Origin of the sequence: Amycolatopsis coloradensis, assembly GCF_037997115.1 — a bacterium.
GTDB lineage: Bacteria > Actinomycetota > Actinomycetes > Mycobacteriales > Pseudonocardiaceae > Amycolatopsis > Amycolatopsis coloradensis_A.
Genome location: NZ_CP150484.1, coordinates 2,398,935 through 2,423,725, shown reverse-complemented (window position 1 = coordinate 2,423,725; position 24,791 = coordinate 2,398,935). Strand labels below are relative to the sequence as shown.

General features: G+C 67.5%; 24 protein-coding genes and 3 tRNA genes. 16 read left to right on the top strand and 11 right to left on the bottom strand.

Features of this window, described 5'->3' with window-relative positions:
• Nucleotides 1-58: 58 nt before the first annotated feature.
• The 3 genes from LCL61_RS11405 to LCL61_RS11395 all read right to left on the bottom strand — a co-directional run bounded on the left by LCL61_RS11405 (nt 59) and on the right by LCL61_RS11395 (nt 3,143).
• The gene (locus tag LCL61_RS11405; protein ID WP_340686804.1) at nt 59-1,018 is read right to left on the bottom strand and encodes a hypothetical protein; all 960 of its coding nucleotides are present in this window, start codon (nt 1,016-1,018) and stop codon (nt 59-61) included.
• Between the two features lie 155 nt (nt 1,019-1,173).
• Nucleotides 1,174-1,896 carry a Clp protease N-terminal domain-containing protein gene (locus tag LCL61_RS11400; RefSeq protein WP_340686803.1) on the bottom strand — a complete coding sequence of 241 codons (723 nt, stop codon included), beginning with the start codon at nt 1,894-1,896 and terminating at the stop codon, nt 1,174-1,176.
• Nucleotides 1,897-1,928: 32 nt separating this feature from the next.
• Nucleotides 1,929-3,143 (bottom strand): NAD(P)/FAD-dependent oxidoreductase, encoded by a 1,215-nt coding sequence (locus LCL61_RS11395; protein WP_340686802.1) that lies wholly within the window; start codon nt 3,141-3,143, stop codon nt 1,929-1,931.
• Between the two features lie 131 nt (nt 3,144-3,274).
• Here LCL61_RS11395 and LCL61_RS11390 point away from each other — a divergent pair, with 131 nt between their 5' ends.
• The gene (locus tag LCL61_RS11390) at nt 3,275-4,624 is read left to right on the top strand and encodes a nucleobase:cation symporter-2 family protein (RefSeq protein WP_340686801.1); all 1,350 of its coding nucleotides are present in this window, start codon (nt 3,275-3,277) and stop codon (nt 4,622-4,624) included.
• On the opposite strand, the gene LCL61_RS11385 is transcribed toward LCL61_RS11390, so the two are convergent.
• Nucleotides 4,621-5,142 carry a serine/threonine protein kinase gene (locus LCL61_RS11385; RefSeq protein WP_340686800.1) on the bottom strand — a complete coding sequence of 174 codons (522 nt, stop codon included), beginning with the start codon at nt 5,140-5,142 and terminating at the stop codon, nt 4,621-4,623. The two genes, LCL61_RS11390 and LCL61_RS11385, sit on opposite strands and share 4 nt — an antisense overlap.
• Nucleotides 5,143-5,388: 246 nt before the next feature.
• Between LCL61_RS11385 and LCL61_RS11380 the strand changes: the two genes are divergently transcribed.
• Both LCL61_RS11380 and LCL61_RS11375 read left to right on the top strand, forming a co-directional pair.
• Nucleotides 5,389-8,166, top strand: a complete 2,778-nt coding sequence (locus tag LCL61_RS11380; protein ID WP_340686799.1) for an EAL domain-containing protein — start codon at nt 5,389-5,391, stop codon at nt 8,164-8,166.
• On the top strand, nt 8,163-8,462 hold the full coding sequence (locus LCL61_RS11375) for a GNAT family N-acetyltransferase (RefSeq protein ID WP_340686798.1): 300 nt from the start codon (nt 8,163-8,165) through the stop codon (nt 8,460-8,462). Before LCL61_RS11380 ends, LCL61_RS11375 begins: the two co-directional genes overlap by 4 nt.
• Nucleotides 8,463-8,464: 2 nt before the next feature.
• Here LCL61_RS11375 and LCL61_RS11370 read toward each other — a convergent pair whose 3' ends face one another.
• Nucleotides 8,465-9,286: an arylamine N-acetyltransferase family protein gene (locus LCL61_RS11370; protein ID WP_340686797.1), complete on the bottom strand. Its 822-nt coding sequence runs from the start codon at nt 9,284-9,286 to the stop codon at nt 8,465-8,467.
• 180 nt (nt 9,287-9,466) lie between these two features.
• On the opposite strand from LCL61_RS11370, the gene LCL61_RS11365 reads away from it, so the two are divergent.
• A complete protein-coding gene (locus LCL61_RS11365) occupies nt 9,467-10,246 on the top strand; it encodes a serine protease (RefSeq protein WP_340686796.1) in 780 nt (259 codons plus the stop codon).
• A 131-nt stretch (nt 10,247-10,377) separates the two neighbouring features.
• On the opposite strand, the gene LCL61_RS11360 is transcribed toward LCL61_RS11365, so the two are convergent.
• The 4 genes from LCL61_RS11360 to LCL61_RS11345 all read right to left on the bottom strand — a co-directional run bounded on the left by LCL61_RS11360 (nt 10,378) and on the right by LCL61_RS11345 (nt 11,268).
• A tRNA-Phe gene (locus LCL61_RS11360) sits at nt 10,378-10,451 on the bottom strand.
• A gap of 31 nt (nt 10,452-10,482) precedes the next feature.
• Nucleotides 10,483-10,556: transfer RNA gene (locus LCL61_RS11355), tRNA-Asp, on the bottom strand.
• A gap of 28 nt (nt 10,557-10,584) precedes the next feature.
• A tRNA-Glu gene (locus LCL61_RS11350) sits at nt 10,585-10,657 on the bottom strand.
• Between the two features lie 353 nt (nt 10,658-11,010).
• Entirely contained in the window at nt 11,011-11,268 is a 258-nt protein-coding gene (locus LCL61_RS11345) for a hypothetical protein (protein ID WP_020633070.1), read from the bottom strand.
• A gap of 515 nt (nt 11,269-11,783) precedes the next feature.
• Between LCL61_RS11345 and LCL61_RS11340 the strand changes: the two genes are divergently transcribed.
• Nucleotides 11,784-12,203, top strand: a complete 420-nt coding sequence (locus LCL61_RS11340; protein WP_034310430.1) for a hypothetical protein — start codon at nt 11,784-11,786, stop codon at nt 12,201-12,203.
• 115 nt (nt 12,204-12,318) lie between these two features.
• Here LCL61_RS11340 and LCL61_RS11335 read toward each other — a convergent pair whose 3' ends face one another.
• The gene (locus tag LCL61_RS11335) at nt 12,319-12,522 is read right to left on the bottom strand and encodes a cold-shock protein (protein ID WP_003097368.1); all 204 of its coding nucleotides are present in this window, start codon (nt 12,520-12,522) and stop codon (nt 12,319-12,321) included.
• 421 nt (nt 12,523-12,943) lie between these two features.
• Here LCL61_RS11335 and LCL61_RS11330 point away from each other — a divergent pair, with 421 nt between their 5' ends.
• From LCL61_RS11330 to LCL61_RS11305, 6 genes are all read left to right on the top strand, one after another.
• Nucleotides 12,944-14,185: a L,D-transpeptidase gene (locus tag LCL61_RS11330; RefSeq protein ID WP_340686795.1), complete on the top strand. Its 1,242-nt coding sequence runs from the start codon at nt 12,944-12,946 to the stop codon at nt 14,183-14,185.
• Nucleotides 14,186-14,482: 297 nt separating this feature from the next.
• Nucleotides 14,483-14,830, top strand: a complete 348-nt coding sequence (locus LCL61_RS11325; RefSeq protein ID WP_340686794.1) for a hypothetical protein — start codon at nt 14,483-14,485, stop codon at nt 14,828-14,830.
• Entirely contained in the window at nt 14,831-15,388 is a 558-nt protein-coding gene (locus LCL61_RS11320; protein WP_340686793.1) for a SigE family RNA polymerase sigma factor, read from the top strand.
• Between the two features lie 4 nt (nt 15,389-15,392).
• Nucleotides 15,393-15,851, top strand: coding sequence for a hypothetical protein (locus LCL61_RS11315; protein WP_340686792.1), 459 nt, complete (start codon nt 15,393-15,395; stop codon nt 15,849-15,851).
• Between the two features lie 214 nt (nt 15,852-16,065).
• Nucleotides 16,066-17,481 carry an MFS transporter gene (locus tag LCL61_RS11310; RefSeq protein WP_340686791.1) on the top strand — a complete coding sequence of 472 codons (1,416 nt, stop codon included), beginning with the start codon at nt 16,066-16,068 and terminating at the stop codon, nt 17,479-17,481.
• 9 nt (nt 17,482-17,490) lie between these two features.
• A complete protein-coding gene (locus LCL61_RS11305; RefSeq protein ID WP_340686790.1) occupies nt 17,491-18,075 on the top strand; it encodes a PaaI family thioesterase in 585 nt (194 codons plus the stop codon).
• Between the two features lie 23 nt (nt 18,076-18,098).
• Here LCL61_RS11305 and LCL61_RS11300 read toward each other — a convergent pair whose 3' ends face one another.
• The gene (locus LCL61_RS11300; protein ID WP_340686789.1) at nt 18,099-20,768 is read right to left on the bottom strand and encodes a tetratricopeptide repeat protein; all 2,670 of its coding nucleotides are present in this window, start codon (nt 20,766-20,768) and stop codon (nt 18,099-18,101) included.
• 135 nt (nt 20,769-20,903) lie between these two features.
• Between LCL61_RS11300 and LCL61_RS11295 the strand changes: the two genes are divergently transcribed.
• The 5 genes from LCL61_RS11295 to LCL61_RS11275 all read left to right on the top strand — a co-directional run bounded on the left by LCL61_RS11295 (nt 20,904) and on the right by LCL61_RS11275 (nt 24,761).
• Nucleotides 20,904-21,656 carry an ESX secretion-associated protein EspG gene (locus LCL61_RS11295; protein WP_340686788.1) on the top strand — a complete coding sequence of 251 codons (753 nt, stop codon included), beginning with the start codon at nt 20,904-20,906 and terminating at the stop codon, nt 21,654-21,656.
• Nucleotides 21,657-21,750: 94 nt separating this feature from the next.
• On the top strand, nt 21,751-22,182 hold the full coding sequence (locus tag LCL61_RS11290; RefSeq protein ID WP_340686787.1) for a hypothetical protein: 432 nt from the start codon (nt 21,751-21,753) through the stop codon (nt 22,180-22,182).
• Nucleotides 22,179-22,730, top strand: a complete 552-nt coding sequence (locus LCL61_RS11285; protein WP_340686786.1) for a DUF3558 family protein — start codon at nt 22,179-22,181, stop codon at nt 22,728-22,730. The genes LCL61_RS11290 and LCL61_RS11285 overlap by 4 nt, the downstream gene beginning before the upstream one ends.
• A complete protein-coding gene (locus LCL61_RS11280; protein WP_340686785.1) occupies nt 22,730-23,266 on the top strand; it encodes a hypothetical protein in 537 nt (178 codons plus the stop codon). The genes LCL61_RS11285 and LCL61_RS11280 overlap by 1 nt, the downstream gene beginning before the upstream one ends.
• A gap of 19 nt (nt 23,267-23,285) precedes the next feature.
• Nucleotides 23,286-24,761 (top strand): hypothetical protein, encoded by a 1,476-nt coding sequence (locus tag LCL61_RS11275; RefSeq protein WP_340686784.1) that lies wholly within the window; start codon nt 23,286-23,288, stop codon nt 24,759-24,761.
• The last annotated feature ends 30 nt before the right edge of the window (nt 24,762-24,791 follow it).

The following is a 24,791-nucleotide window of genomic DNA, read 5'->3' as shown; positions in this document are numbered from 1 at the left end:
CGCGCCCTCGCCGCCGACCTGGGCTTCACCGCATGGCATGCGGTGAAGGGCCCCTTCGTCAACTAGCGATCCGCACATTCGGTCGAGCCCGAGCTGCGGCCGCGGCATGAGCGGCTCGCAACTCCGCGGCCACCTTGTCCGGCTCGGTCCGCAGACGCGACGGCAAGGTCTGGAGAACCAGCACGCCCGCAGCCGCGTATCGCCCGTTTCTCGCCAGGGTGCGGTCGAACCCGTCCACGACCTGGAGATGGAACGAGAGCGAGTCGACCTCCCATGCCAGCCCGACATCGTCGAACCAGGCGTCCGGTTTCGCGACGAACCTGCCCGCCTCGTCGTGCAGCTTCTTGTTCCACACCGGTTCCGGCAGGCCGGATCTCTGCCAGACTCGCCGGGCATCGATCTCGGCGATCGACTCCTGGCCGGAAGCCAGCTCCGCGAGCACAAGCCTGGGCACAGCGCTGCCCCGCTGGCTGCCGTGCGCCAGTTCGTGGGACAACCGCTCGACGGAGGTGAATCTCCGCTGAACCACTTCGCTCATCAGGGCCCGGACTGGCCTGACTTCCGTCTGCCTGCGACAGACGTCGAGGGTCGCGCGAGTGACTTCTGCCAGCGGCCGCCCATTTCGGGTGATCACGCGAGGCATCCGTTGGGTCCGCTCGACCACCACGAAGCCGTAATTGTGCAGCTTCCGCTCGTGTGGCACGAGAAGGTGGACCTCATCGCCAGTGTCGGGCACATTACGCAGGCCATGGATCCGGCAGGCTTCACCACCGGTGAGCAGAGCGGACTCGCCGCCGTACAGCATCGCCGCGGCGATCTGCTGGTCACGGGAAGGTGGTGCGTTGAACAAAAGGACGATACCCGGCAAGAGTCTCGTCCATGGGCCGTTGGGCCCGCATCTTCGGTACGTCGTGGTCGACGAGACCCCCAATTCTTGAAGGCGCATCGCGCGGATGACACCGTGGTCGCTGTTCTCCATCAGGAGTTCGGGGTCTTCGCCCCATGATCCTTTTTTCATCCTTCGATCGTGAGGCCGGCCACGACGTCCGCCCAGACCCGATTCCCGCCCCTGTGGATAACCGGGGTGTTGTGGATAGGCGCTGAAGGGGACTTTCCCCGCATCACATGAGACGAAAGCGTCCTTCACCGCGCGACATGCGGGGAAGGGCGCTTTCAGCCCGCCCCGCGCGCCGCGACGATCTCCGCCAGCGCCCGCGAAATCACCGCCTCGGTCTTCTCCTTCGTGAGCCCGAGCCCGGTCAGCAGGTCGTCGCCGAGTTCGAACAGAGCCAGCAGGATGTGCTCGGTGCCGATGTAGTTGTGCCCGAGCCGCAGCGACTCCCGCATGGTCAGTTCCAGCGCCTTCTTGGCCTGCGCGCCGAACGCCATCTTCGCCGCCTCCGCCGGTTCGTCGGCGGGTTCCGGCAGCCTGGCCTCCGCGGCCTCACGGACGGCCTCGAGAGTCACGTTCTGTGCCACGATCGCCCCGGCGGCGAGCGCGGCCGGTTCCGAGAGCAGACCGAGAACCAGATGCACGGGCTCGATCTGCGGGCTCTTCGCCGAGACCGCCGCGTCCCGTGACGCGACGACGACGTGCCGCGCGCGATCGGTGTAGCGGCTGAACACCTTCACCAGGTCTTCCAGCGAAGAGCCACTGGAATCGACGAAGCGCTTCTGGGCGGCCTGTTTGGACACGCCCATGTTCTTGCCGATTTCGGTCCAGGACGCGCCTGAACGTCGTGCCTGGTCGACGAAGTGACCGATCAGATGGTCGGCCACTTCGCCGAGGTGCTCGCCGAGGAAGACCGCGTCGGACAACTGGCCGAGCACGTCTCCGTCGGGATGCTGCTGCTTGATATGGGAGATGAGGTCGTCGAGCCGGACTGGATTCGTCATGCCGTCAACTTTAGGTTGACGGCCAACGATCGTCAACCTCGGGTTGACGGCAAAGTGGCCTTGAGATCGAAGCCATGAGCCTCCAGCGTCTCGAACCGTGGTTCCGGATCCGCGGCGAACAGGCGGCGCGCGGCGATGTGGTCCGGCGGCCGGTTCACCGACTCGACCCCGACGAGCACGCCGTCGCGGAACGACAGCACCGAGAACTTCCCGCCCTCCCGATCCCCGGTCACGACGGTCTTGTCCGCGCCGGTCAACAGCCCGGCGATCTGCAGTTTCGCGCCGAGCTGGTCGGTCCAGAACCACGGCAGGCTCTCGTAGGGCGCGGGTTCGCCGACGATGACGGCCGCGACGGCCCGCGCCTGGTCGACGGCGTTCTGCACCGACTCCAGCCGGGTCGCCGTCCCCGCCTGGACACACGGGAAGTTCGCGCAGTCCCCCACCGCCGAGATCTTCGGGTCGCTCGTGCGCAGGTGCTCGTCGACGACGACACCGTTCGCCACGGCGAGCCCCGCCTCTTCGGCCAGCCGTGTCCGCGGCACCACCCCGACCCCGACCAGCACCAGGTCGGCGAGCAGACGGCTGCCGTCGCTCAGTTCCACCTCGGCCACCCGGCCGTCACCGTGCAACGCGGCGACCCCCGTGCCGAGCAGGATGGTGTGCCCGGCCCCTTCGTGCAGAGCCGCGAAGTACGCCGAGACCTCGGGAGTCGCGACACGGGCCAGCAGCCTGTCCTGCGCCTCCACGATCGTCACGGGCCGTCCGGCGTGCGCGGCGAATTCCAGCCCGATGAACCCGCCTCCGACCACCACCACGTTCTCCGCGCTTTGCAGCGCGGCACGCAACACATCGGCGTCGTCCTTGGTGCGCAGGGTGAACACACCGTCCAAAGTGGAACCGGCAACCGGCAGGACACGGTTGTCCGCGCCCGTCGCGAGGACGAGATGGTCGTACTCATGGGCGCTCCCGTCCTCGAGTACCACCTGCGAGTCGTCGCGATCCACCGAAGCGACACGACCGGGGATCAGCTCGATGTCCTTCTCCGCGAAGAAGTCCTCGGGCCGCAAACGCAGCTGGGCGTCGCCCGCGGTCCCGGCGAGGTACCCCTTCGAAAGCGGAGGCCGCTGGTACGGCAGACCGGGTTCGTCACCGATCAGCACCACCCGGCCGTCGAACCCCTTGTCCCGCAGCGAGGTCGCCACTCCGAACCCGCTCTGCCCGGCCCCTACGACGAGGACGGTCTCCATAGGCGCTCCTTCCGTTGTACCCGATGTCCATTCAACACCGCCCCTTCGCAACATGATCCTCACGCGGCGGACGCGCTACGGTCATGCCCGGCGAGTCCACTGCTTGTTCCCGCACGTGAGAAGGGGGCTCCATGAGCAGGCCCGAGGTCCACCCGGTCGACGCCCGCCCGCCGCTGCCGAAGCTGACCTTGCTCGGCCTGCAGCACATGACGATCATGTACGCGGGCTCGGTGGCCGTCCCGCTCGTCGTGGGCAGCGCGCTGAACCTGGACGCGGCGACGATCGCGTTGCTGGTCAACGCGGATCTGCTGGTCGCGGGCATCGCGACGCTGATACAGGCGGTCGGGATCGGGAAGATCTTCGGCATCCGGTTGCCGGTGGTGGCGGGCGCGACGTTCACCGTGGTCAACCCGATGATCATGATCGCGTCCCAGTACGGCATGCAAGCCGTCTACGGCGCGATGATCGCGTCGGGTGTCTTCGGCCTGCTCATCGCGAAACCGTTCGCGAAGATGATCCGGTTCTTCCCGCCGCTCGTCTCGGGCACTCTGCTCCTGGTCATCGGCATTTCGCTCATCGGCCCGGGCGTCGGCCTGATCGCCGGACACGACACCGGTTCACCGGACTACGCGAAGCCCGCCAACATCGCGCTCGCGTTCGGCGTGATCGCGGTGATCGTTCTGTTCACCCGGGTCCTGCGCGGGTTCGCGAGCCAGATCGGCCCCCTGCTGGCGCTGCTGATCGGCCTGGTCGCGGCCATCCCGATGGGCCTGGTGAGCTTCAAGGGCATCGCCGACGCCGGCTGGTTCGGCCTCGCGTCACCGTTCCACTTCGGCCCGCCGACCTTCCCGATCGCGGCCGTGCTCTCGATGTGCGTCGTGATGCTGGTGACCTACACCGAATCCACCGCGGACCTCGTCGCCGTCGGCGAGATCACCGGACGGCCGGCGACCGACTCCGACCTCGCGCGCGGACTCGCCACCGACGGCCTTTCGGCCATCCTCGGCGGCGCGATGAACTCGTTCCCGGACACCGCTTTCGCGCAGAACGTCGGCCTCGTGCAGATGACCGGGGTGCGCAGCCGGTGGGTGGTCGCGATGGCGGGTGGCCTGCTCGTGCTGATGGGCCTGGTGCCGAAGGTCGGCGCCTTCGTCGCGGCCGTACCGGAGCCGGTGATCGGCGCGGTCGCGGTGGTCATGTTCGCGATGGTCGCCGCGGTCGGCGTGCAGAACCTGAAGAAGGTGGAGTTCTCCGGCAACCACAACACTTTCATCGTCGCGGTGTCGGTCGGGGTCGGGCTGCTGCCCGCGTTCGCCACGAACCGGTTCGGGAACTCGATCTTCTTCCAGCACTTCCCGGCGTGGCTTCAGACCATCTGCGGCAGCCCGATCACGGTCGCCGCGATCGTCGCCTTCACCCTCAACCTGTTGTTCAACCACCTCGGCAAACGCCGGGAGCCGGATTTACTGCAAGCGCCCTAGCAGAACAGCCACTTCGGCCACAGGTTGCACTCTTCGGTCGGCGTCGTCGAGGGCGGCGGCGGGGTCGGGTTGGGCGGCTGCGGAACGACGGTGGACCCGGTCGTCCTCGGCGGATCGGCGGGCCCGTTCGATGACGTCGGCGTGGTGGGATCCGGGGAGTCGGACGTCGACGCGGCCGAACTCGACGTGCGGCGGCTGGACGTCGTCCGGCTGGGGCGCGACGAAACTTCCCCGACGCCGGTTTCGACCGTCTCGGTGGACGGGACCGCCGACGTCGCGCCCGCTCCCCCGTTTTCCGAAGGCCGCTTCGGCATCTCGATGACGCTCATCTGGTTCGGCGCCGCATTCGGTTCGGGGTCCGAATCGAACCCGACGAGAACAGCGGCCGCGCCGCAGGCGACGACCACGGCGATCACCACCGCGATAACTCTCCAGCGTGACTTTGCCCGTGACTCCTCGTGGTCGTCCCAGCCCTCGCGAATAAGCAGGTCGGCGACCGAAACATCGTCGTCATCCACCAGCTGAAACCTTTCGCACCGGGAACGAGCGAAGAGTAGTTTTACCGCAACTCACCGCCGAATGGGTGAAGTTAACCAAAAATTATTCACCCGATGGAACACGTCAGCGTAGGCCAGTCACACAGCGTGTATTCATCCGCTTCCGCTCATATCGGCGGTGACGGACCTTCGGTTCGCGTATACAGCGCCCCCCGCGGGTGGTGTAATCGACGGTGCCAGCACCGGAAGAGGGGGTTCGGACGGATCATGGAGGCTGACGCCCTCGCCGTGCCCGGAGCCGGTAATTCCGGTCGCCCGGCAGGCGCCCCGCTCGGAAACGGGCCGGTCGGCGATCTCGGCCTCGCGGGCGACCACGCCGCCATCTGGTCGTACGACTTCGAGCACGAGACCCTGTCCTGGCTGCCAGGACTCGAGAACCTGCTGGGTGGAGGCGTCCTCACCGAAGCCGAGATAGAGTCCAGGCTCGCCGATCTGGTGGCCCCGCTGACCTCCGGCACCCGCACTTCCCCGCCGTGGCGCGAGTTCGAACTCGAGCAGTCGTTCCGGAACCCGGCGGGCGAGGTCCGCTGGGCCCGGCTGCGTGCGCGCACCATCGGTGACGACAACGGCTCGACGGGCCTGCTCGGCATCGCCACCGACGTGACCGACGTCCGCGAGAACCGGCAAGCCCTCGAAGATCTCACTGACCGTTACCGGCTTTTGGTGGAACTCAGCCCCGACGCGGTCTGTGTCCACGAAGCCGGCGTTGTCACATACGTCAACCGGGCGGCCGTCACCGCGCTCGGAGCGTCTTCGACCGCCGAGCTGATCGGGCGGCCGATCATGGACTTCGTCGCCGACGAGTCGCTCCCGGCCCTGCTGGACAGGATCGCGTCGCTCCACCGCCAAGGCGCGTCGACCGACCCCGCCGACACCGTCATGCTCCGCCTCGACGGCACGAAGTACCTGGTCCAGAGCATTTCGGTGCGCACGACCTGGGAGGGCAGGCCCGCGTTCCAGGTCATCATGCGCGACATCAGCGCGCAGAAGGCCGCCGAAGCGACCCTGCGCTACCAGGCCGCGCTGATCAGCCACGTCAGCGACGCGATCATCGCGACCAGCGGCACCGGCGTGGTGACCAGCTGGAACCCCGCCGCCGAGAACGTCTACGGCTGGACGGCCGGAGAAGCGATCGGCGGCACGGTCAGCGATCTCGTCGGCGCCGAGCTGGATCCGGAAACGGTGCTGCGGAGGGGCGGCGTCATGCAGACGACCCACCGCCATCGCAACGGTTCGACCTTGGCCATCCGCATCTCGGCCGCGGAGATGAACGACGGGTTCGTCCTGGTCTGCGCCGACGAAACGGCCCGGCGGCGCGCCGAACAGCACTACAGCACGGTGGTCGCGTCCCTCGACGAAGGCGTGGTCGTGATCGGCCCCGGCGGCCTCATCGAATCGGCCAACCCGGCGGCGTGCCGGATCATCGGCGTCGACCACGACGACCTCATCGGCGTCCCGTGCGTGACGCTGGAACTGTACGACGAACAGGGCCGGATCCCGCCCGCCCGGATGCCGTCGGTGATCACCCGGCGCACCGGGGTCACGCTGACCGGTCTCGTGCTGCGGCTGCGCAGGCCCGCCGGCGACGACGTCTGGATCTCGCTGACCTCGCGGCTGCTGCCGCCGGAAGACCCGTCGGCCCAGGCGGTGGTCGCCTCGTTCACCGACATCACCGAACGCCGCGCCATCGGCGAACGGCTCGCCCACGAGGCGACGCACGACCCGCTCACCGAACTCGCGAACCGGACGCTGGTGCTCGACAGCCTCGCCGAGGCGCTGTCCGGCGCGGGCCGCGCCGAGCTGACCACACTGCTGTTCATCGATCTCGACAAGTTCAAGGTGATCAACGATTCCCTCGGGCATTCGGTCGGGGACAAGGTGCTCCGCATCGCGGGCGAACGGCTGCGCCGGGGGATCGGAGAGAACGATCTCGTCGGCAGGCTCGGCGGCGACGAATTCGTCGTCGTGACCGCGGAGATCACCGAGCCGCACGAGATCAAGGCGCTGGCCGAGCATCTGCGCGAAGCGCTGACCGAACCGATCACCGTCAACGGCAGGCAGCTGCACATCGACGCCAGCATCGGCATCGTCACCGCCGCCAACGACGACACCCGGACCGCCGAAGATCTCCTGCGCGACGCGGATGTCGCGATGTACCAAGCGAAAACGCTCGGCCGGGCGCGCTACGAGTTCTTCGACGTCGAGCTGCGCGAGCGGATGCAGCGTCGGCTCCGGATGGAACAGGACCTGCGCGACGCGTTGCAGAACGAGGAACTCTGGACGGCGTACCAGCCGGTCGTGGACATCGAATCCGGCGAGATGGTCGCCGTGGAGGCGTTGCTGCGCTGGAAACATCCGGCGCACGGCACGATCTCGCCCGCCGAGTTCATCCCGCTGGCCGAGGAAAGCGACCTGATCAACCTGATCGGCAAGTACGTCCTGCGCACCACCACCCGCGAGATCGCCAGACGGCGCGAGCAACTCGGCATCGACCTCAACCTCAAGGTGAACCTCTCGGCCCGCCAGCTGGACGACCCGCATCTGGTCGCCGGGGTGCAGGACGCGCTGAAGACCACCGGGCTCCCGCCGCACGCGCTGACCCTGGAGGTCACCGAGAGCGCGCTGATGCGAGACCAGGCCGCGGCCGCCGAAGTCCTGATGTCGTTGCGCGATCTCGGTGTCTCACTGGCGATCGACGACTTCGGCACCGGCTACTCGTCGCTCGCCCAGCTGCAACGGCTCCCCTTGGATACGCTCAAGATCGACCGCACCTTCGTCACCGGTATCGCGGAATCGCGCGACGCGGCGGCGATCGTCAAGAGCATCATCGCGATGGCGCACGCCGTCGACCTGATCGTCGTCGCCGAAGGTGTCGAAGACGAAGAGCAGCTCACGATCCTGCGTGAGCTGCGCTGTGACCAGGCGCAGGGCTTCCATCTCGGTCGCCCCGCGCCGCCGGACGAACTTTTCGGAGCCGTGGGATGAGTGTCGAGATCAAAGCCGGAGAAGACCGCTACGACATCGTCGTGGACGGGAAGATCGCCGGGTTCCTGGAAACCCGCACCCGCCCGGATGCGATCCTGTTCCTGCACACCGAGATCTCGGACGACTTCGCGGGACAGGGCCTCGCCGGCAAGCTCGTGACCGCGGCGCTCGACGACGTCCGGTCGCAGGGCAGGTCCGTCCTGCCCTACTGCCCGTACGTGCGCTCGTTCATCGCGAAGCACCGTGAGTACGAGGACCTCGTCCCCGAGGACAAACGCGCCGAATTCGAACTCTGAGCTCAGCCCGGATAGATCGTCAGCAGTTTCGCGAGCTCGTCCTCGGTGAGGACGACGTCCAGCTCGCGCAGTGTCGCGTCGAGCCGCTCGGGCGGGACCGTGGTGGTCTCCTTGGTCCCGTCAGCGCGTTCGACGATGAACTCCTCACCGACCAGTTTGCGGCTCAGTCCTTCCTCCAGCCGCATGACCACCAGCTGCCCGGTGAACGGCGATCGCGGATGCGTCGACGTGTAGTGGTGGTAGACCTCGTAGTCGATCCGGTGCATCGGCGTGAGCGTGAAGGCGTGCAAGTCGGTCCAGTCGTCGCCCTCCTTTTTCTGCAGGCGCCACCAGTCGCCGTCGGCGACGAGCCGGTGCGGCCAGCCCGCCTGATCCACCACGGCGCCGTCGGCCAGCGGCATCGGCACCAGCATCCCGGCGCCGAATCCGACGTCGACCAGATGCGGGACGCCGTCCGCCTCGACCACGAGCGTCATATGCGTGTACGGCCCGTTCTTCTGCGGCTGCACCCGCGCGACCAGGCGGCGTACGGGGTAACCGAGCTGCTCCGCGGCCGCCGCGAACAGGCTTCCGTGCTCGTAGCAGTAGCCGCCACGATGGCGGTGGACGAGTTTGCCGATCACGTCTTCGAGCGCGATTCCCTTGTGCTGCCCCAAAACGACGTCGACGTTCTCGAACGGGATGGCCAGGATATGCGCCTTTGCCAGCTCGCGCAGCGCGGCGGCGGAGGGCTTCGCGCGGTCCTGGCCGATCCGGCCGAGGTACGCGTCGAGGTCGAGGGTGTCGACGGTCCATTCGTCGACCTGCTCAGGTGCGAGTGTCATGTCGTGAGCTTGACACCTCGACCTTACTTGAGGTCAAGGTCGATCTTGGAGGCGGGAAACCGTTACCCCAACTGGTAACTGGCAACGGCCCCCGACTTTCGTCAGTTCACGGACGAGTGACGATTGGCCACCCTTCCGGAGTGAGCCGGTGAAACACACCGGTGTGGAAGGAGAAAGCAGATGAGGACTCGTACCCTCGTCGCCGGTCTGCTGACCGGAGCGGCCGCCGTGCTCGGGTTGGCGATGCCGGCTTCCGCCGCCGAACCGCCCTCGGGCGTTCAGCCGCTGATCGTGGGCGGTGTGGACGCGACCGAGACCTACAGCTTCATGGCGTCCATGCAGACCAAGAGCGGTGACCACAACTGCGGCGCGTCCCTGATCTCACCGGAGTGGCTGGTGACCGCCGCGCACTGCGTCGAGGGTGAGCAGCCCGCCAACTGGCAGTACCGCATCAACACCACCGACCACACCAAGGGCGGCGAGGTCGCCGAGGTGGACAAGTTCGTGGTCCACGAGAAGTACGACGGGTCGGGCCCGTACGACATCGCCCTCGTGCACCTGACCAAGCCGGCGGAGGCTGCGCCGATCGAGATCGGCCAGTCCCCGGCGGCGGGTACCGACGTGCGGGAGATCGGCTGGGGGCTGACCTGCCCCACGCGCGGCTGCGGTTCCGCCCCTGTGGTGCTCCAGCAGCTCGACACCAAGATCGCCGAAGACTCCGGGTGCTCCGGCTCCGGAGCCTACGACGCGCAGACCGAGCTGTGCATGGACAACCAGGGCGGCAAGGCGAGCGCCTGCTACGGCGACTCGGGCGGCCCTGCCGTCGTGAAGTCGGGTGACAAGTGGACGCTGGTCGGCGCCACCAGCCGCGGTCAGACCGCGAGCTGCCCGGAGATGCCGGGCATCTACACCGACGTGACCGCGTTCGGCGACTGGGTCAAGCAGCAGACCGGTAAGTAGAACGCCAAGCCCGCACCGCGCGGTGGCGCCCGATGCTCCTGCGACATCGGACGCCACCGCGCGATGCCGTCGACCCGGCCCCAGACAGGAAAAAACCGCCTCGATGTGCATCGAGGCGGTTCGTTGAGCGGTGGCCAGGGCCGGGGTCGAACCGGCGACCTTCCGCTTTTCAGGCGGACGCTCGTACCAACTGAGCTACCTGGCCGGGAACGCCGGCAAGGAGCCGAACGATCTTGCGACCCTGACGGGACTCGAACCCGCGACCTTCGCCGTGACAGGGCGACGCGCTAACCAACTGCGCCACAGGGCCTTGCATACTGCTTTGTAACTGTACTGCGTACTCCCAACGGGATTCGAACCCGCGTTGCCGCCTTGAAAGGGCGGAGTCCTAGGCCGCTGGACGATGGGAGCCCGGTTCGGTTTCGGCGAACCGACCGACCCGCGCTCTCCGGTGTCCCCGGGAGCGAACATAACTATAGGACACCCCGGTTTCCGCTTCCGCACAGGGGGTCCCTTAGTTGTTCACAGGGCTGGGACCTGCGAGAACGCGGTGAGTTCAGGATATCAGGCCCGAGCCGCCGTCCGGACCTGAAACGAAGCCCGGCCGCGCGGCACACCCCCGCGCGGTCAGGACGGCCAGGGTGTCATCGCTCATGGCACCCATTAAATCAACGCTGTTGTCTAATNACGTCGCCTGGGCACGGCGCGTGATCGCCGCGATGGGTGACGGCACACCCCCGCGCGGCCGGATCCCGTGAACGAACTCAGCGCTGAACGGGCGCCTGCCCGTCCTCGTCCAGCGTCAACCCCAGCATGTCCAGCAACTGGACACAGTCATCGACACCCAACGCGCCGTTGGCCACCGCCAGCCGGGCACGGCGCACCTGGTCGTCGGACACGCGCTGCGCGTCCCCCTGACCCGTGCGCTGCGCCGGCAGACCACCGGCCAACGTCGTCGAGCTTCCCCCATCGGCACCTTCGTACCGAAGGAGGAACTGTCGAACTTCCACAGACCCACCCATGGTTCCTCCAGACGGCCAACGAACAGCTTGGCCGCGAGGCTAGCCAGAGCCGGCCGCGACACACAGCCCCCCGGAGAGTGAACCTGTCGCCACGCTCCGCACAACGCAGAGCGATCACGCGTACGTCCGCGCCACATGAACCCCAGGCGAATCACAGGTGGCGCACTGCCCGGAATTCTGCCCGCGCCCACTCGCCCTTCTCAGCAAACCGTGCAACAATCGATTTGCTGACACACCCCCGGTCAGCGCCTGTGGAGATCCCCTCCGACCCCCGCGTTCCTCCCCCTGGCGCGGGGGTCGCTCCGTGTTCTGGGGGCCACCCCCCAGGCCCCGGGTTCCTTGCGGCGGAAGTTGGCAGCCCAGGTCCGGTCCCGTTGGTTTTTCCTCTTCCGGTTGCGGGTTGTGATCACGGGAAAAGGGTTTCCTGTCGGGGTTGGGCCATTCGAGACAAAGAATTCGGTGTGTCGTGGCTCACTGTGGTTGGTTTGCCGAGACCGAACCGTTATCGTGGCCCGGTGCCCCTTCCTTCCTTGAGCCGTCGTAGCGGCAGCCGCACGAACCTGAAGCCGGTCAACCCCGGTCGTCACCGCAACTCCGCCTCCAAGGAGGCCGAAGCGGTCGTCGAAGACACGGAGCTCACCAGCTACCTTCGTGCCCTCGCCCCTGAGAACGACCCGGAAAGCACCGGCACCGGCAAGCGCTTCGGTGAAGCGCAGGTGTTCCAGCTGCGCATGAACCTCATCGCCTGCGAACAGCTCAAGGACGCCGCCGCCGAGCGCAACCTGTCGCCGCAGGCGCTGGCGCAGGAATGGATCCTCGAGCGCCTCTCGTGGGAATCGCAGGCCAACTCGGCCCAGCAGCGCCGCCACGAGGAAGCTCACACCGACGAATTCCGCTTCGACGCCAACGCGTGGGAGCAGCCCGTCCCCCGCTGACCCCGGTCACCCGGAACGGAACAGCACAACAGAAGAAGCTTCAAGGCAAGAGAAAAGCCCCCGGCGATCGCCGGGGGCTTTTCTGATCAGTCTGAGCAACGCCTGAAGGGCGGACTCAGATCGCGCGGACCTTCTGGGCCTGCGGGCCCTTCTGGCCCTGACCGACCTCGAACTCCACTCGCTGGTTCTCCTCGAGCGTGCGGAACCCGCGACCCTCGATCTCCGAGTAGTGAACGAAGACGTCGCCCTCGCCGCCATCCTGCGCGATGAAGCCGAAGCCCTTCTCCGCGTTGAACCACTTCACAGTGCCTTGCGCCACCGCTGTACTCCTCGTTGCACATCCGCTTCGAGTGCCTCCGAAGCGACACCCAGACCGTCCCGGGCGGTTCCAACGAGTCGAGCGAAGAGCGCGTCACCGGCTCATGGCTCGCGTCAGAAGTTCCGCGAGTGTGAAGCCACGAACACGCAAAACGACGGCCTGATGGCAGCGTACCGGGATCTGGCCATATTTGAAGCCCGTGATCGGACTCTGGGCGCCCCCAAGTACCAAGGTCACCGGAACGTCGTACGCGGATCCGGCTTCTGTCGGACCCCCTCGCTACCCTTTCGCCGCACGCCGACCTCAGATCATCGCCGGACACGGACCGAAGTCGGCCATGCCCCGATCGTGAACTACGATCCACCCGATTGTGACTCGCATCACTCTCAGTGGGATCAACTCAAAGGGCGGTCCGGACGTCATGGTCGGTGTACAGGGGAGCAAAGGGGAAGCTTTGAGGTTCACGGAAACCGCGCGCCGCCGGGCGGCGTTCGCGGCACTGGGGTTGGTGGCCGTTCTGACGCTGGGGGCGTGCAGCAGCGAGCCGACCGTGTCGGCCAGCGGGCCGGACGGCGGCGGGCCGGTCAGCAGTGACACCGGCGGGAAGGCGCCCGCGCCCGCCAAACTGACGTACGAGCCCGCGGCGGGCGCGCAGGACGTCGCACCGGGGCAGCCCATCAAGGTCAGCGTCGCCGACGGGACGCTCGACCAGGTCGTGCTGACCAATCCGGACGGCAAGCAGGTCGCGGGTCAGCCGTCCGAGGACAAGAAGAGCTGGTCCACCACCGAACAGCTCGGCTACGGCAAGGCCTACACGTGGTCCGGCAAGGCCACCGGCACCGACGGCAAGCCCGTCGAGATCGGCGGGAACTTCACCACCGTCAAGCCGCGCAAGCAGGTGGGCGCGAACATCAACGTCTTCGACGGGCAGACGTACGGCGTCGCCATGCCGATCACGCTGACGTTCCCGAGCAAGGTCACCGACAAGGCGTCGGTCGAGAAGGCGCTCTCGGTCGAGACCACGCCGAAGACCGAGGGGTCCTGGGCCTGGGTCCACGACGACACCTCGGTGCACTGGCGGCCGAAGGCCTACTGGCAGCCCGGCACCACGGTGAAGTTCAACGCCAAGATCTACGGCGTCAAGATCGGCGAAGGCGTGTACGGCAAGGAAGACCGCTCGGCGAGCTTCACGATCGGCCGCTCGCAGATCGTCAAGGGCAACACCCAGACCCACCGGCTCGTGGTGGTCCGTGACGGGCAGCAGATCGCGGACTACCCGGCCAGCTACGGCCTCGACGCCGACCCGGGCCGCGTCACGCCGAGCGGCACGCACGTGGTGATGTCCAAGCACGACACGTACTCGATGACCAACGAGCGCTACAACTACGAGAACATCGTCGTGCCGTCCGCGGTGCGGTTCTCGACCAACGGCGAGTTCATCCACGGCTACGCGCCCTCGATCTGGGCGCAGGGCAAGAAGAACATCTCGCACGGGTGCGTGAACCTGGCGCCGGCGAACGCGAAGGCGTACATGGATGGCGCCCTGGTCGGCGACCCCGTCGAGATCGAGGGCAGCACGGTGAAGATCAACCGGGCGCGCGACTACAGCGACTGGACCTACTCCTGGGACGAGTGGACCAAGCTGTCCGCTCTCGCGAGCTGAAGTACTTCCATGGAACCGGGCGGCCGGAGACCTTCGCGGTCTCCGGCCGTTCGTGTTTGTTGCCGCGCGCTGACTGGAACCTTTCGAGGGGCGCGACACCGCGATCAGGCTCACGTCTTCGCGAAGGGCGCCCCGCAAAAGGTTCCTGTGGGCCTTCGGCCCGAAAGAGGGCGCACGGGTGAAGTCTCCGTCGGGCGCGGAGCGCCCTTGGGGAGACGTCTCGGGAGATTTCCGAAAACTCGATGCAACCGGTGGCGGGGCGGGACGCATGTCTAACGACGTAAGGCGCCGCGGCCAATGAGCGGCGCCCGGATCGAGGAGACACTCTTGCGTACTCGTATCGCTCTTTCCCTCGGCGCGCTGCTGCTGGCGGGCGGCGCCGCCTTCGCGACCACGTCGCTGGCGTCGGCCGATCAGAGCGCCCCGTCGCCGACGACCACTCAGGCGCCCCAGCCGCCGACCAAGGCGCCCACCGCGGCACCGGGCGAACCGACCCGCGCGACCACCGCCCCGCCGGCGCCGACCCCGGCGAAAACCGGCGCCGCCGTCGTGAAGCCGGGTGAGCACCGCGTGCCCAAGGCCGTTCCCGCCGGGCCGACCGGGGATCTGCACCTCCCCGCCATCGTCGAAGGAGCCGGTAACTAGGTGTCGTTGAGCCGCTCGTCGAAGACCGGGACGGGCTCGCCGTGGGACGGCGAGTTCGCCCGGTACTTCGACGAGCGCGCGCACAGCCTGCGTGCCACCGCGTACCTCTTGTGCGGCGACTGGCACCAGGCCGAGGACATCACCCAGGCCGCGCTGCTGAAGCTGTACCTGGCTTGGCCGAGGCTCTCCCGGCACGACGCGCTCGACGGCTACGCGCGCAAGATCGTGCTGCGGACGTTCCTCTCCGAGCACCGGCGCGTGTGGCGCAAACGGGAGAAGCTCACAGACGCCCTTCCCGACGTCCCGAGCGAGGCAGGGGGCACGGAACAGGAGATGCTGGTCAGGCATGCCCTGTCCGGCATCGCCCCGAAGCAACGGGCCGTACTGGTGCTGCGCTACTTCGAAGATCTCGGCGTCGAAGAGACGGCCGCGGCGCTGGGCTGCAGCACCGGCAACGTGAAGAGCCAGGCCGCGCGGGGTCTGGCGACCCTGCGCAAGCGGCTCGGACCGCATTTCAGCGAACTGGCCTTGAGCGGAGCGCACGACGATGGGAGGTGAGGAGATGGACGAGGACATCAAAGGCGTGCTTTCGCACGGGGCGAGCGGTCCCCCGCTGGGTATCCGGGCGGCGGACATCATCGAGCGGGGTGGCCGGATCCGGCGACGACGCAAACGGCTGGCGGTGGCGGGGAGTTCGCTGGCGACGGTCGCGGTGATCGTGGTCGGCGCGATCGCCGTCGGCGGTCGCGGCGGCGAGGGTTCCGCGCCGGTGCGGCCCGCGGGGCCGGGCCTGTCGACCATCGCCCCGGCACCGGTCTCGCCTGCGCCTTCCGAGACGACTCCCCGTCCGGAAGTCTCTCCCGAGAAGCCGCCTCCGCCCGCGACGGCCCCGAAGACCGAGCAGACGCGCTCGACACCGAGGACTGTCCAGCCTGGACGTACGACGACGCCCGCTCCGCCTCGCGCTTCTTCGCCGACGAAGGAGCCGAGCGAGCCACCGACGGCGGTCACGACCCACTGACCTTCCACCCGGAACGTCCGATTCCCGAAGTGTGACCCAAAGTAATCGGAAATTCTCCGACATTGGCTTCACCTGGTGCTTCGTCACCGATTCGGGGGAACGGCGCCCGATCGACCGATCCAAAGCGCTGAACCAGGACGTTTGAACACCTACGGTCGAGGGAACAAACCCTCGACGATGGGTAAGTAAACGGGTGGGTCGGGAGGTCAAACCCATGGCCGAAGAGGCGCTGAGCGCGTCACATCAGGAAAAAGGGGAACCGGCGGAGGCCCCACCTGAGCAGATCAGAAAGGCCGTCGCCGGAGCGGCGATGGGTAACTGCATCGAGTGGTACGACTTCGGTGTTTTCGGCTTCATGCCCGCCATCCTGGGGCAGGTCTTCTTCAACGCTTCGAGCACTTCCGAGGGTGCGCTGGCGACCTTCGCGGTCCTGGCGATCACCTTCATCGTGCGGCCGTTCGGCAGCTTCGTGTTCGGCCCGCTGGGGGACAAGATCGGGCGCCAGAAGGTGCTCGCGCTGACGATCATCCTGATGTCCGGGTCGACGTTCATCATCGGCTTGTTGCCGTCCTACGCGACGATCGGCCCGGCCGCGGCGGTCCTGCTGATCCTGTTGCGCACCATCCAAGGCTTCTCGGCGGGCGGTGAGTACGGCGGCGCGGCGACGTTCATCGCGGAGTACGCGCCCGCCCGGCGCCGGGGTTTCTGGGGCAGCTGGCTGGAGTTCGGCACGCTCGTCGGGTTCGCGATGGGCGCCGGCTTCGTCACGATCTTCACCGTCGTCCTCGGCGACGAGGCCATGCGCGAATGGGGCTGGCGATTGCCGTTCCTGATCGCGGGCCCGCTCGGCATCGTCGGTCTCTACCTGCGGAACAAGCTGGAGGACACTCCGCTGTTCCAGGAGATCGAGAAGAAGAACCAGGTCGAGAAGTCGCCGCTGAAGGCACTGCTCAAGAAGCACTGGACGTCGATCCTGCACCTGATCGGCATCGTGGTGATGCTGAACGTCGCCGACTACATCGTGATCACGTACCTGGAGACGTATCTCAAGGACGTGGTCGGCTTCAGCGGGCACGCGCCGCTGCTGATCATCCTGGCGACCATCGCGCTGATGCTGGTCCTGATCGTGCCGATCGGCATGCTGTCCGACCGCATCGGGCGAAAACCCATCCTGATCGCGAGTTGCGCCAGCTTCCTGGTGTTGCCCATCCCGGCGTTCTCGTTGATGGGCGCGGCCGCGGACGACCAGAACGGCTGGCAGCTCACCCTCGGCGTGCTGATGATCGCGGTGCCGCTGGTGCTGATACTGGCCGTGCTGGCGGCGACGCTGCCGGCGATGTTCCCGACGCAGGAGCGCTACGGCGGTTTCTCCATCGGGTACAGCGTCTCGACCGCGGCGTTCGGTGGCACGGCGTCGTACGTCATCGGCAGCCTGGTGAACTCGACCGGCGACACCCTATGGCCCGCGTACTACCTGATGGGCTCGGCGGCGATCGCGGCCATTCCGATCCTGCTGCTGCCGGAAACGGCCGGGGTGTCGCTGCGTCGCATCGTGAGTTCGCGGATCATCCGGCGCCGGAAACCGGAACCGGCCACTCCCGGCGGCGCCTCGGAGCTACCGGCGAGTTAACGTCTTTCCATGAGCCGTATCTCGCAGCCGTGGCCGCCGGTCGAAGTCGAACCGGCGACCGTTCACTCGAAAGCCCCGCAGCCGGGCAGCCACCTCGGCATCCACTTCGGTGAGTGTTTCGGGTGCGGCGACGAGATCGAGGCCGGGCTCCACCTGCATTCGACGGTGGGCGAAGGGACGACGGTGTACTCCAAGTTCACCGTCACCTCCGCCCACCAGGGTGCGCCCGGCCTCGCGCATGGCGGTCTCCTCGCCTGCGCCTTCGACGAGGCGCTCGGCGCGACCGTCGGCAACCTACTGCGCCGCCCCGCCGTCACCGGGAAGCTGGAGACGGATTTCCTCCGGCCGGTCCCGGTCGGCTCGACCCTGTACATCGCCACGAAACTGGACGGCGTGGCCGGCCGGAAGATCTACGTGAGCGCCGACGGACGGCTCGACGCCGAAGACGGCCCTGTCGCGGTGCGCGCGCGGGCGCTGTTCGTGCGGGTCGAGTTCGAGCACTTCAGCACCCACGGGGATCCCGAGGCGCTGCAGAAGCTCGCCGCCGCGCACGAGAAGGCCAAACGCGAACGCGAGTGGGACATCAACCCCTGAGCGTTTCGTCCTCTGAATGCGTGCTAGGTGAGGGTACGAGGCCGGATCGCGTTCGCCTTGTCGACGAGTTCGACCCGCTGGTCGACCGAGCCTGCCAACCGCGCCAGCGTCCGGTAGCAGCGCTCGAGCCCGAACCGCAGGTCCCGTTCGTCCAGGTCGCAGCCCAGCACCTTCGCCCCCGGCGTCGGCCGGTTCTGCGAGTTGAGCCAGCCGTACGCCGCTTCGAGGACCTCCGCCGACAAACGTGTGCGACGTTCGGCGTCGAGCTGCAGACGCTCCAGCCTGGTCGAGGCATCGACGAGATCCCGCTCGGACACCATCACCGGGTCCTTGCCGCCGCCGTTGATCCTGGTCTTGATCTTGATCGCGGCCACCTGCGCGGCGACATAGTGCGTCGAAGACGCGGGAACGGCTTCGAGCACCTCGATCGCGCTCGCCCTGGCTCCCTGCGCGAGGTACACGCGAGCGAGGCCGAAGGCGGCGCTGACGTAGGACCGGTCCGTTCGCCACACCAGCTCGTAGTAGCGCGCGGCGCCGAAGTAGTCCCCGACTCCCTCCGCGCTGACGGCCAAGGCCAGCTTCGGCGCGATCTCGCCGGGCAGGTCGTCGTACACCGCTTCGAACGCGACGTGCGCGACACGGGACCGGCCGCCCGCGAGCTCGATCAGCCCGCGGTACCAGTCGATCCGCCAGTCGTGCGGGAAACCGGCCTTGATCGCGAGGTACTGCGCTGCCTGCAGCTGCCGCTGCGCCTCGACGAGCTCACCCAGCTCGATCCGGGCGCGGACGATGCGCAGCCGGACCTCGATCGACTCGCGCGGCGCGCCGGCCAGCGACTCGATCGCGCCCTTGGGGTCGAGCGCCACCGTCGACGCGAGCACGCCTGCCGCCGGGTCGTCCGTGTCGACCTGCGGGATCGGCAGACCAGCGACCACCTCGCCGGGATCCGGCAACGGCACGCTCCCGCCGTGCTCCGGGACCACCATGTCCACGCCGAACGTGCGGGTCTCCGGGCCGAACACGGTCGAAGCGCCGGGGCGCGCCTTCCCGGTTCCCAGCGCCATGATCTCGCGGAGCACACCGGTCAGCTGGTCGGCCATCTCCTCGGCCGCGATGAACCGGCGATCCGGGTCCGTATGCGTCGCGCGCTTCAGGAACCGGTAGTACGAACCGAAGAGCGCGAACAACGGGACGACGTCCGGGCCGGGCAGGGTGGTCTTGTACTTGGTGGTGTAGCCGGAGAATTCGAAGCTGAGGACGGCGAGCGTGCGGCCGACCGTGTACAGGTCCGACGCCACCGAAGCGCCGTGCGTCGCCAGCTCGGGCGCGCTGTAGCCGGTGGTGAAGAACAGCGGGCTCTCGTAGTCGTCGACGCGGCGGACCGCGCCGAGGTCGATCAGCTTGAGCTGTTCGTGCGTCTGGATGACGTTGTCGGGCTTGAGGTCGCAGTACAGCAGGTTCTGGCCGTGCAGGTAGCCCATGGCGGGCAGGATCTCGAGCCCGTAGGCGATCACCTGGCCGATCGGCAGCGGCTCCGGGCGCTTGGTCTCGCGGTGGTGCGCGAGCGCGAGCTGCCGCAGCGACTGGCCGCCGACATACTCCATGACGATGTAGCCGACCGAGTTGCCGGTGTCGCCGTCCGGATGCTGCACGAAGTTGTGGATCTTGACGATGTTCGGGTGTTCGACCTCGGCGAGGAACCGCTGCTCGTTGGCGGCGGCCGCCATCGCGGTGGCGTCGCCGGTGTCGATCAAACCCTTGAGCACCACCCAGCGGTCGCTGACGTTGTGGTCCTGCGCGAGATAGATCCAGCCGAGGCCGCCGTACGCGAGCGCGCCGAGGACCTCGTACTGGCCGCCGACGATCTCGTTCGGCCGCAGCTTCGGGACGAAGGAGAACGGGTTCCCGCACTTCTCGCACTTGCCCTCGGGCGAACCGGGTTTGCCGTCCTTGCCGCGGCCGACCTTGGCGCTGCAACTACCGCAGAAGCGCTTCTCCTCCGACACCATCGGGTTCTCGAGGACCGCGGACGCCGGGTCGCGGTACGGCACCTGCGGGACGTCGACGAGCCCGGCGCCGAGACGGCCACGACGCGACGTGCGCGACGACGTCCGGCGCGCGGTGCCGGGGAACGAACCCGTGCCGGTGCCGGTGCCGGTGCCGGTGCCCCGGCTGCCCGATCCGGTCCCGGTGCCTGTTCCGCGGCTTTCGCTGGAGCGTTCCGGGAGGACGCTTTCCGTGCCCGGGTCCGGCAGCGGTCCGGGTCCGTTGTCGACGCGCGGCGTCGGCGGCATGATGCTCTGCGTCTCCGGTGCCGGAGAGGCGAGCACGCTGGTCGGCTGCGGCGCGTCGGCGGGTGCCTGCCAGTCAGGACGGACGACCTGGGTCCTCGGGCTCACCGGGGCCATGTCGCCCGGCGGGCGCGTCGGGTCATCGGCGCCGGGGATCGGCCGCTGCTGGCCGCGCGGCGGAGTCTGCGGGCGCTGGACTGGCGCGTTGATGGCCGTGCGCTCGGCGTCGTTCTCCGGCTTGGGCCGCGGCGGCTCGGAGAGATCGAGCCTGCCGGAAATGGACGGTTCGGGCGTTTCCCAGCGAACCGGCGCCGGCGGCGTCCAGGAGGCGGACTCCCCCTCACGGTCCGGCGTGGCGTCGTCCGGCGCTGCGTGCCGAGGACGGCGCGGCTCTTCCGACACTGGTACCTCCCGAAATCCCCGCGACAGCGTCACCCCTGATCCTAGTGGTCAGCAGGCAGGTCGTGCCCGCGCCGGGTCGAACCCGCTACGGTGCGGTGGAGAACCGATTCAGCAGGTGATGAGGGGGAGGGACCGGTGCCTGCGTCATTTTCGATGTCGATGGCCCAGCTCGACGTCGTACTCGAAGATCTCGGACTCGGCAGATTCGTGCTGCCCTTCGAGATCCCGACCGTCGGGACCACCCTCTCCGAACGCGAACGGCACTGCGAAGAGATCTGGGCCGGGCTGGCCGACCGCGGCTTCGCCCGCGGCGGTGAACTCCTGCGCGACTACGACCAGACCCTCCGGCTCTGGGCCACCGGCGACTTCGTCCTCACCATGGAGGCGCACGAGGTCGAGCAGGACGCCGAATACCTCTATCGGGGTGCGTGGAACAGTCGGCTGGGTGTCGTGAGCCAGCAACGCGGATTCGACATCCTCTTCGAGCCGGTCTACCCCGAACAGGTCGTCGCCACCCTCCTCGGCTATCTGCCGTCACTGCAGCCGTTCCCCGGACGGGTGATGACGTCCAGCACGCTTCCCCCGTCCAAACGACCGGACGACCCGTTCGACGAGGACCCGGACAATCTCCGCCTGGGCGCCGCCGGACGGTTCTTCGAGCACCCCCTCGTGCGACTGGGCACGGTCAGCGTCACCCTGCGCGACGACAGGGGCAAACCGCAGCAGAAAAGCGTCCAGTGGTTCGACAGCGTCCAGGGCCGCTTCATGCTCGCCACCGACCGCTTCCCCGACGGCGAAGTCCGCCGCACGTTCACCCCGACGAGCGGCTCTCACCTGGCACGATGGGTCCACGACCTGGTCGAAGCCGCCCGCGTCGGCAGCGCGTGATCCTCGCCGGAAGGCGGGCTTCGGGACCGTTTCCGCTGATATCGTGATCTGACGAGCGCTATGAGTAACCGGGACTTGGTACAGGGGAGAGACCATGACTGAAGGTGCCGGCGGACCGCCGGGCAACTTCTCGGACATTCTGGGCGACTTCTCGGCGCAGGCCGACCGGATGGTGACGGCGGCGAAGGAGGGGCGGTTCAAGGTCAGCGAAGAGGCCGGGGAAGCCCTGAAGACCGCCATCGATGACTACATCGACGACTGGACGAACAACCAACGACACTTCAACCGACTTGCCGAGAAACCCAAACTCGGCACTGGCCCGTTCGCCCAGCAGGTTGGCCATCACGCCTCGCTGGTAGCAGACGGTGACGAACTGTCGGCCAAGAAGCAACTAGACGCTCTGCAGAACGTGCTCAACCGCGCCAAGGAAGCCATCGATCTGGCCAAGGCTCGATACCACCAACGAGATTCGGACAACGCGGACCAGCTGAAGATCCCTGCGACAGGACTGACAGATCACCGATGACCACCAAATCAAGGTTCCGGTTTCTCGCCGTACTGATTCCCGCTCTTGCTTTCACTATCACCGCTTGTTCATCAGAAAAGCCCGGCAACGCCACCCCGGCTACGAGCCCGATTACCTCTCCCTCGTCTTCGCATGGAAATGGGTCCGAGAATGTATTCGGCGACCTGAAGGCCTGCGACCTTCTCGAGCCGACCACGACACCAAAAGGCTTCGATCCACCAGTTGTGGAGACAGCCGAGAGCGACAACGGCTGTGCCGCTCAGAAACGTCGATACGCATCCGTGAGCATTTATCTCGTTCCCGAGGCGGGCATCGACCAACTGTCACCTGGCCAAGGAACCAAGATCCCGACCAAGGTCGGTGGCCGTGAAGCCGTCGAAATTCCAGGTGACTCTGGCACCGAGGCTTGCACCGTCGCGATCGCTGTCACACCCACTGCCCGGATGACGGCATCGACGTCCCTCAACGAGGGCACGAACGAAGAAGCCTGCGCACTCGCCAGAGAACTTGCCGTCGCCGCTGAGCCCAAACTTCCCAGGGTGGGCTGATGACCCTTCGTTCGCGCTCCGGTTCTCTGGTCGCTCCGATCGCGGTACTCGCGGTTGTGACCAGTGCTTGTTCGTCCGAGCTTCCGGGGCGTGCCGTGCCTCAGGCTGCGGCAATCAAGTCCTGCACTCAGCCAGCCGATGTGTTCAGGAACCTCAAGGCCTGCGACTTGCTGGAGCCGACGACCACAGCCAAGGGGTTCGACCCAACTGCCGAGGAAACCTACGAGAGCGACAACAGGTGCGGCACACGGAAGCATGGATTCGGCGCTGTGCCCCTCTATCTTGTTCCCGAGGCAGGAATCGATCAGCTGTCCCCCGGGCAGGGAACCAAGATTCCAACGAAGGTCGGCGAACGTGAAGCCGTGGAGATTCCTGGCGATGCGGGCACACAAGCCTGCACGGTGGCGATCGCCGTCACCCCTAATGCCCGGATGACAGCCTCGACATCCTTGAACAAGGGAACCAACGAGGAAGCCTGCGCACTCTCCCGCGAGATCGCAGAAGCCGCCGAACCGAAACTGCCCAGAGGCAACTGACTACGGAACGGGAGGGACCATGGTCAACGTCGGCCAAGACGACTTCGACAGCAAGTTCTCGGCGATGGGCAACACCGGCCGGACGTACGAGGCCAAGCGGTACTCCGAAACGTACGACGAGGTCAACGCGGGTCCGGGCGGCAACTCCCTTACGGCGAGGCTGACGGCAGAAGCGAAGGCGGGGCAGTATTCGGCCGACCAGGCCGCGGCGCTGGCGCAAGGTCAGCAGTTCCGCGCCGGCCTCAATCCGTCGGACCAGCGCTATGAAGCGGTCCCGCATGGCGACCTGAAGAACATGGTCACGCAGGACCTCGATCCGCGGGACATCGACGAGAAGGGCGAACTCTGGAACAACCAGGGCAACTCCCTGAACACCTTCAGCAACGCCGTCCGCGAAGCGATCGGCAAAGAGGGCGAGCACTGGCAGGGCGACGGCGCCAAGTCGGTCACCGATTTCTTCTCCAACATCAGCAAATGGGCCGACACCGCGGGCGACGGCGCGTATCTCGCGTCCAACCGGTTCTCCCAGTCCGCCGCCGCGGCCACCACCGCGAAGAACTCCATGCCCGAAGAGGTCCCTTTCGACCGCAACGCCGAGTACAAGAACGCCCTCAACCAGCTCGCGACGGGGAACCTCGCGGGCGCGGTGGACACGGTCGGCAACATTTCGGCCAAGCAGGAGCAGTCGTTCCAGGCGCACCAGCAGGCCGCGCAGGTGATGCACACCTACGACCAGTCACTCTTCGACGTCAACTCCAAGCAGCCCACCTTCGCCCCGCCGCCGGAAATGGGCGAGTCGACGACGGCGTCCGGGTTCTCCGGGGGTACGGAAGCCAGGGCCTTCAGCGGCGGGCCCGGTCCCAACAGTGGTCCTGGGCCGGGGATGCCCGGAACGGGTGGCCCGAACGCGCCGGCGCCTGGGATCACCACGGGTGGCGGGCACACCGGGGTGCCGGCGCCGGGTCAGCCGTCCGGCGGGCAGCCGGGGACGTTCCGGCCTGGGCCGACGCCGGGGTTGGCGGCGCTGAACACGCCCGGTCCCAGCGGTCTCGGCCGGTTGGGCAGCGAGCAGTATCGCGGCAAGCCCGGCCGGACGACGAGCGGGCCGGGCGGCAGTGCGGCGAACCGGTTGACCAGTGGCGGAGGCGGCGGGTTCGGGCGCAACGGCGGCTCGGGCAACGTCGCCGAGCGGCTCGCGGGCGGCAAGGTTTCGGCCGGTGAGGCCGAGAAGCTCGCGGGCAAGGGCGGCGGGTCCGGGGCGGGCAAGCTGCCGGAGGAGCGGATCACGCGGGGTGGTGCGGCCGCCGCGGGCAAGAGTGGCGGTCCGGGCGCGATGGGTGCCGGTGGCGCTCCGGGCGGCAGGGGGCAGAAGGAGGAGGACAAGGAGAAGAAGGCCCCGAACTACCTGCAGGAGGAGGACGCCGACGTGTTGTTCGGCGGCTACGAAGGCGAAACGAAGCCGGTGCCGCCGGTGATCGGCGAGAAATCCCCCTGAACCGAAGCGGGCCGTTCGGGAGCGAATCCC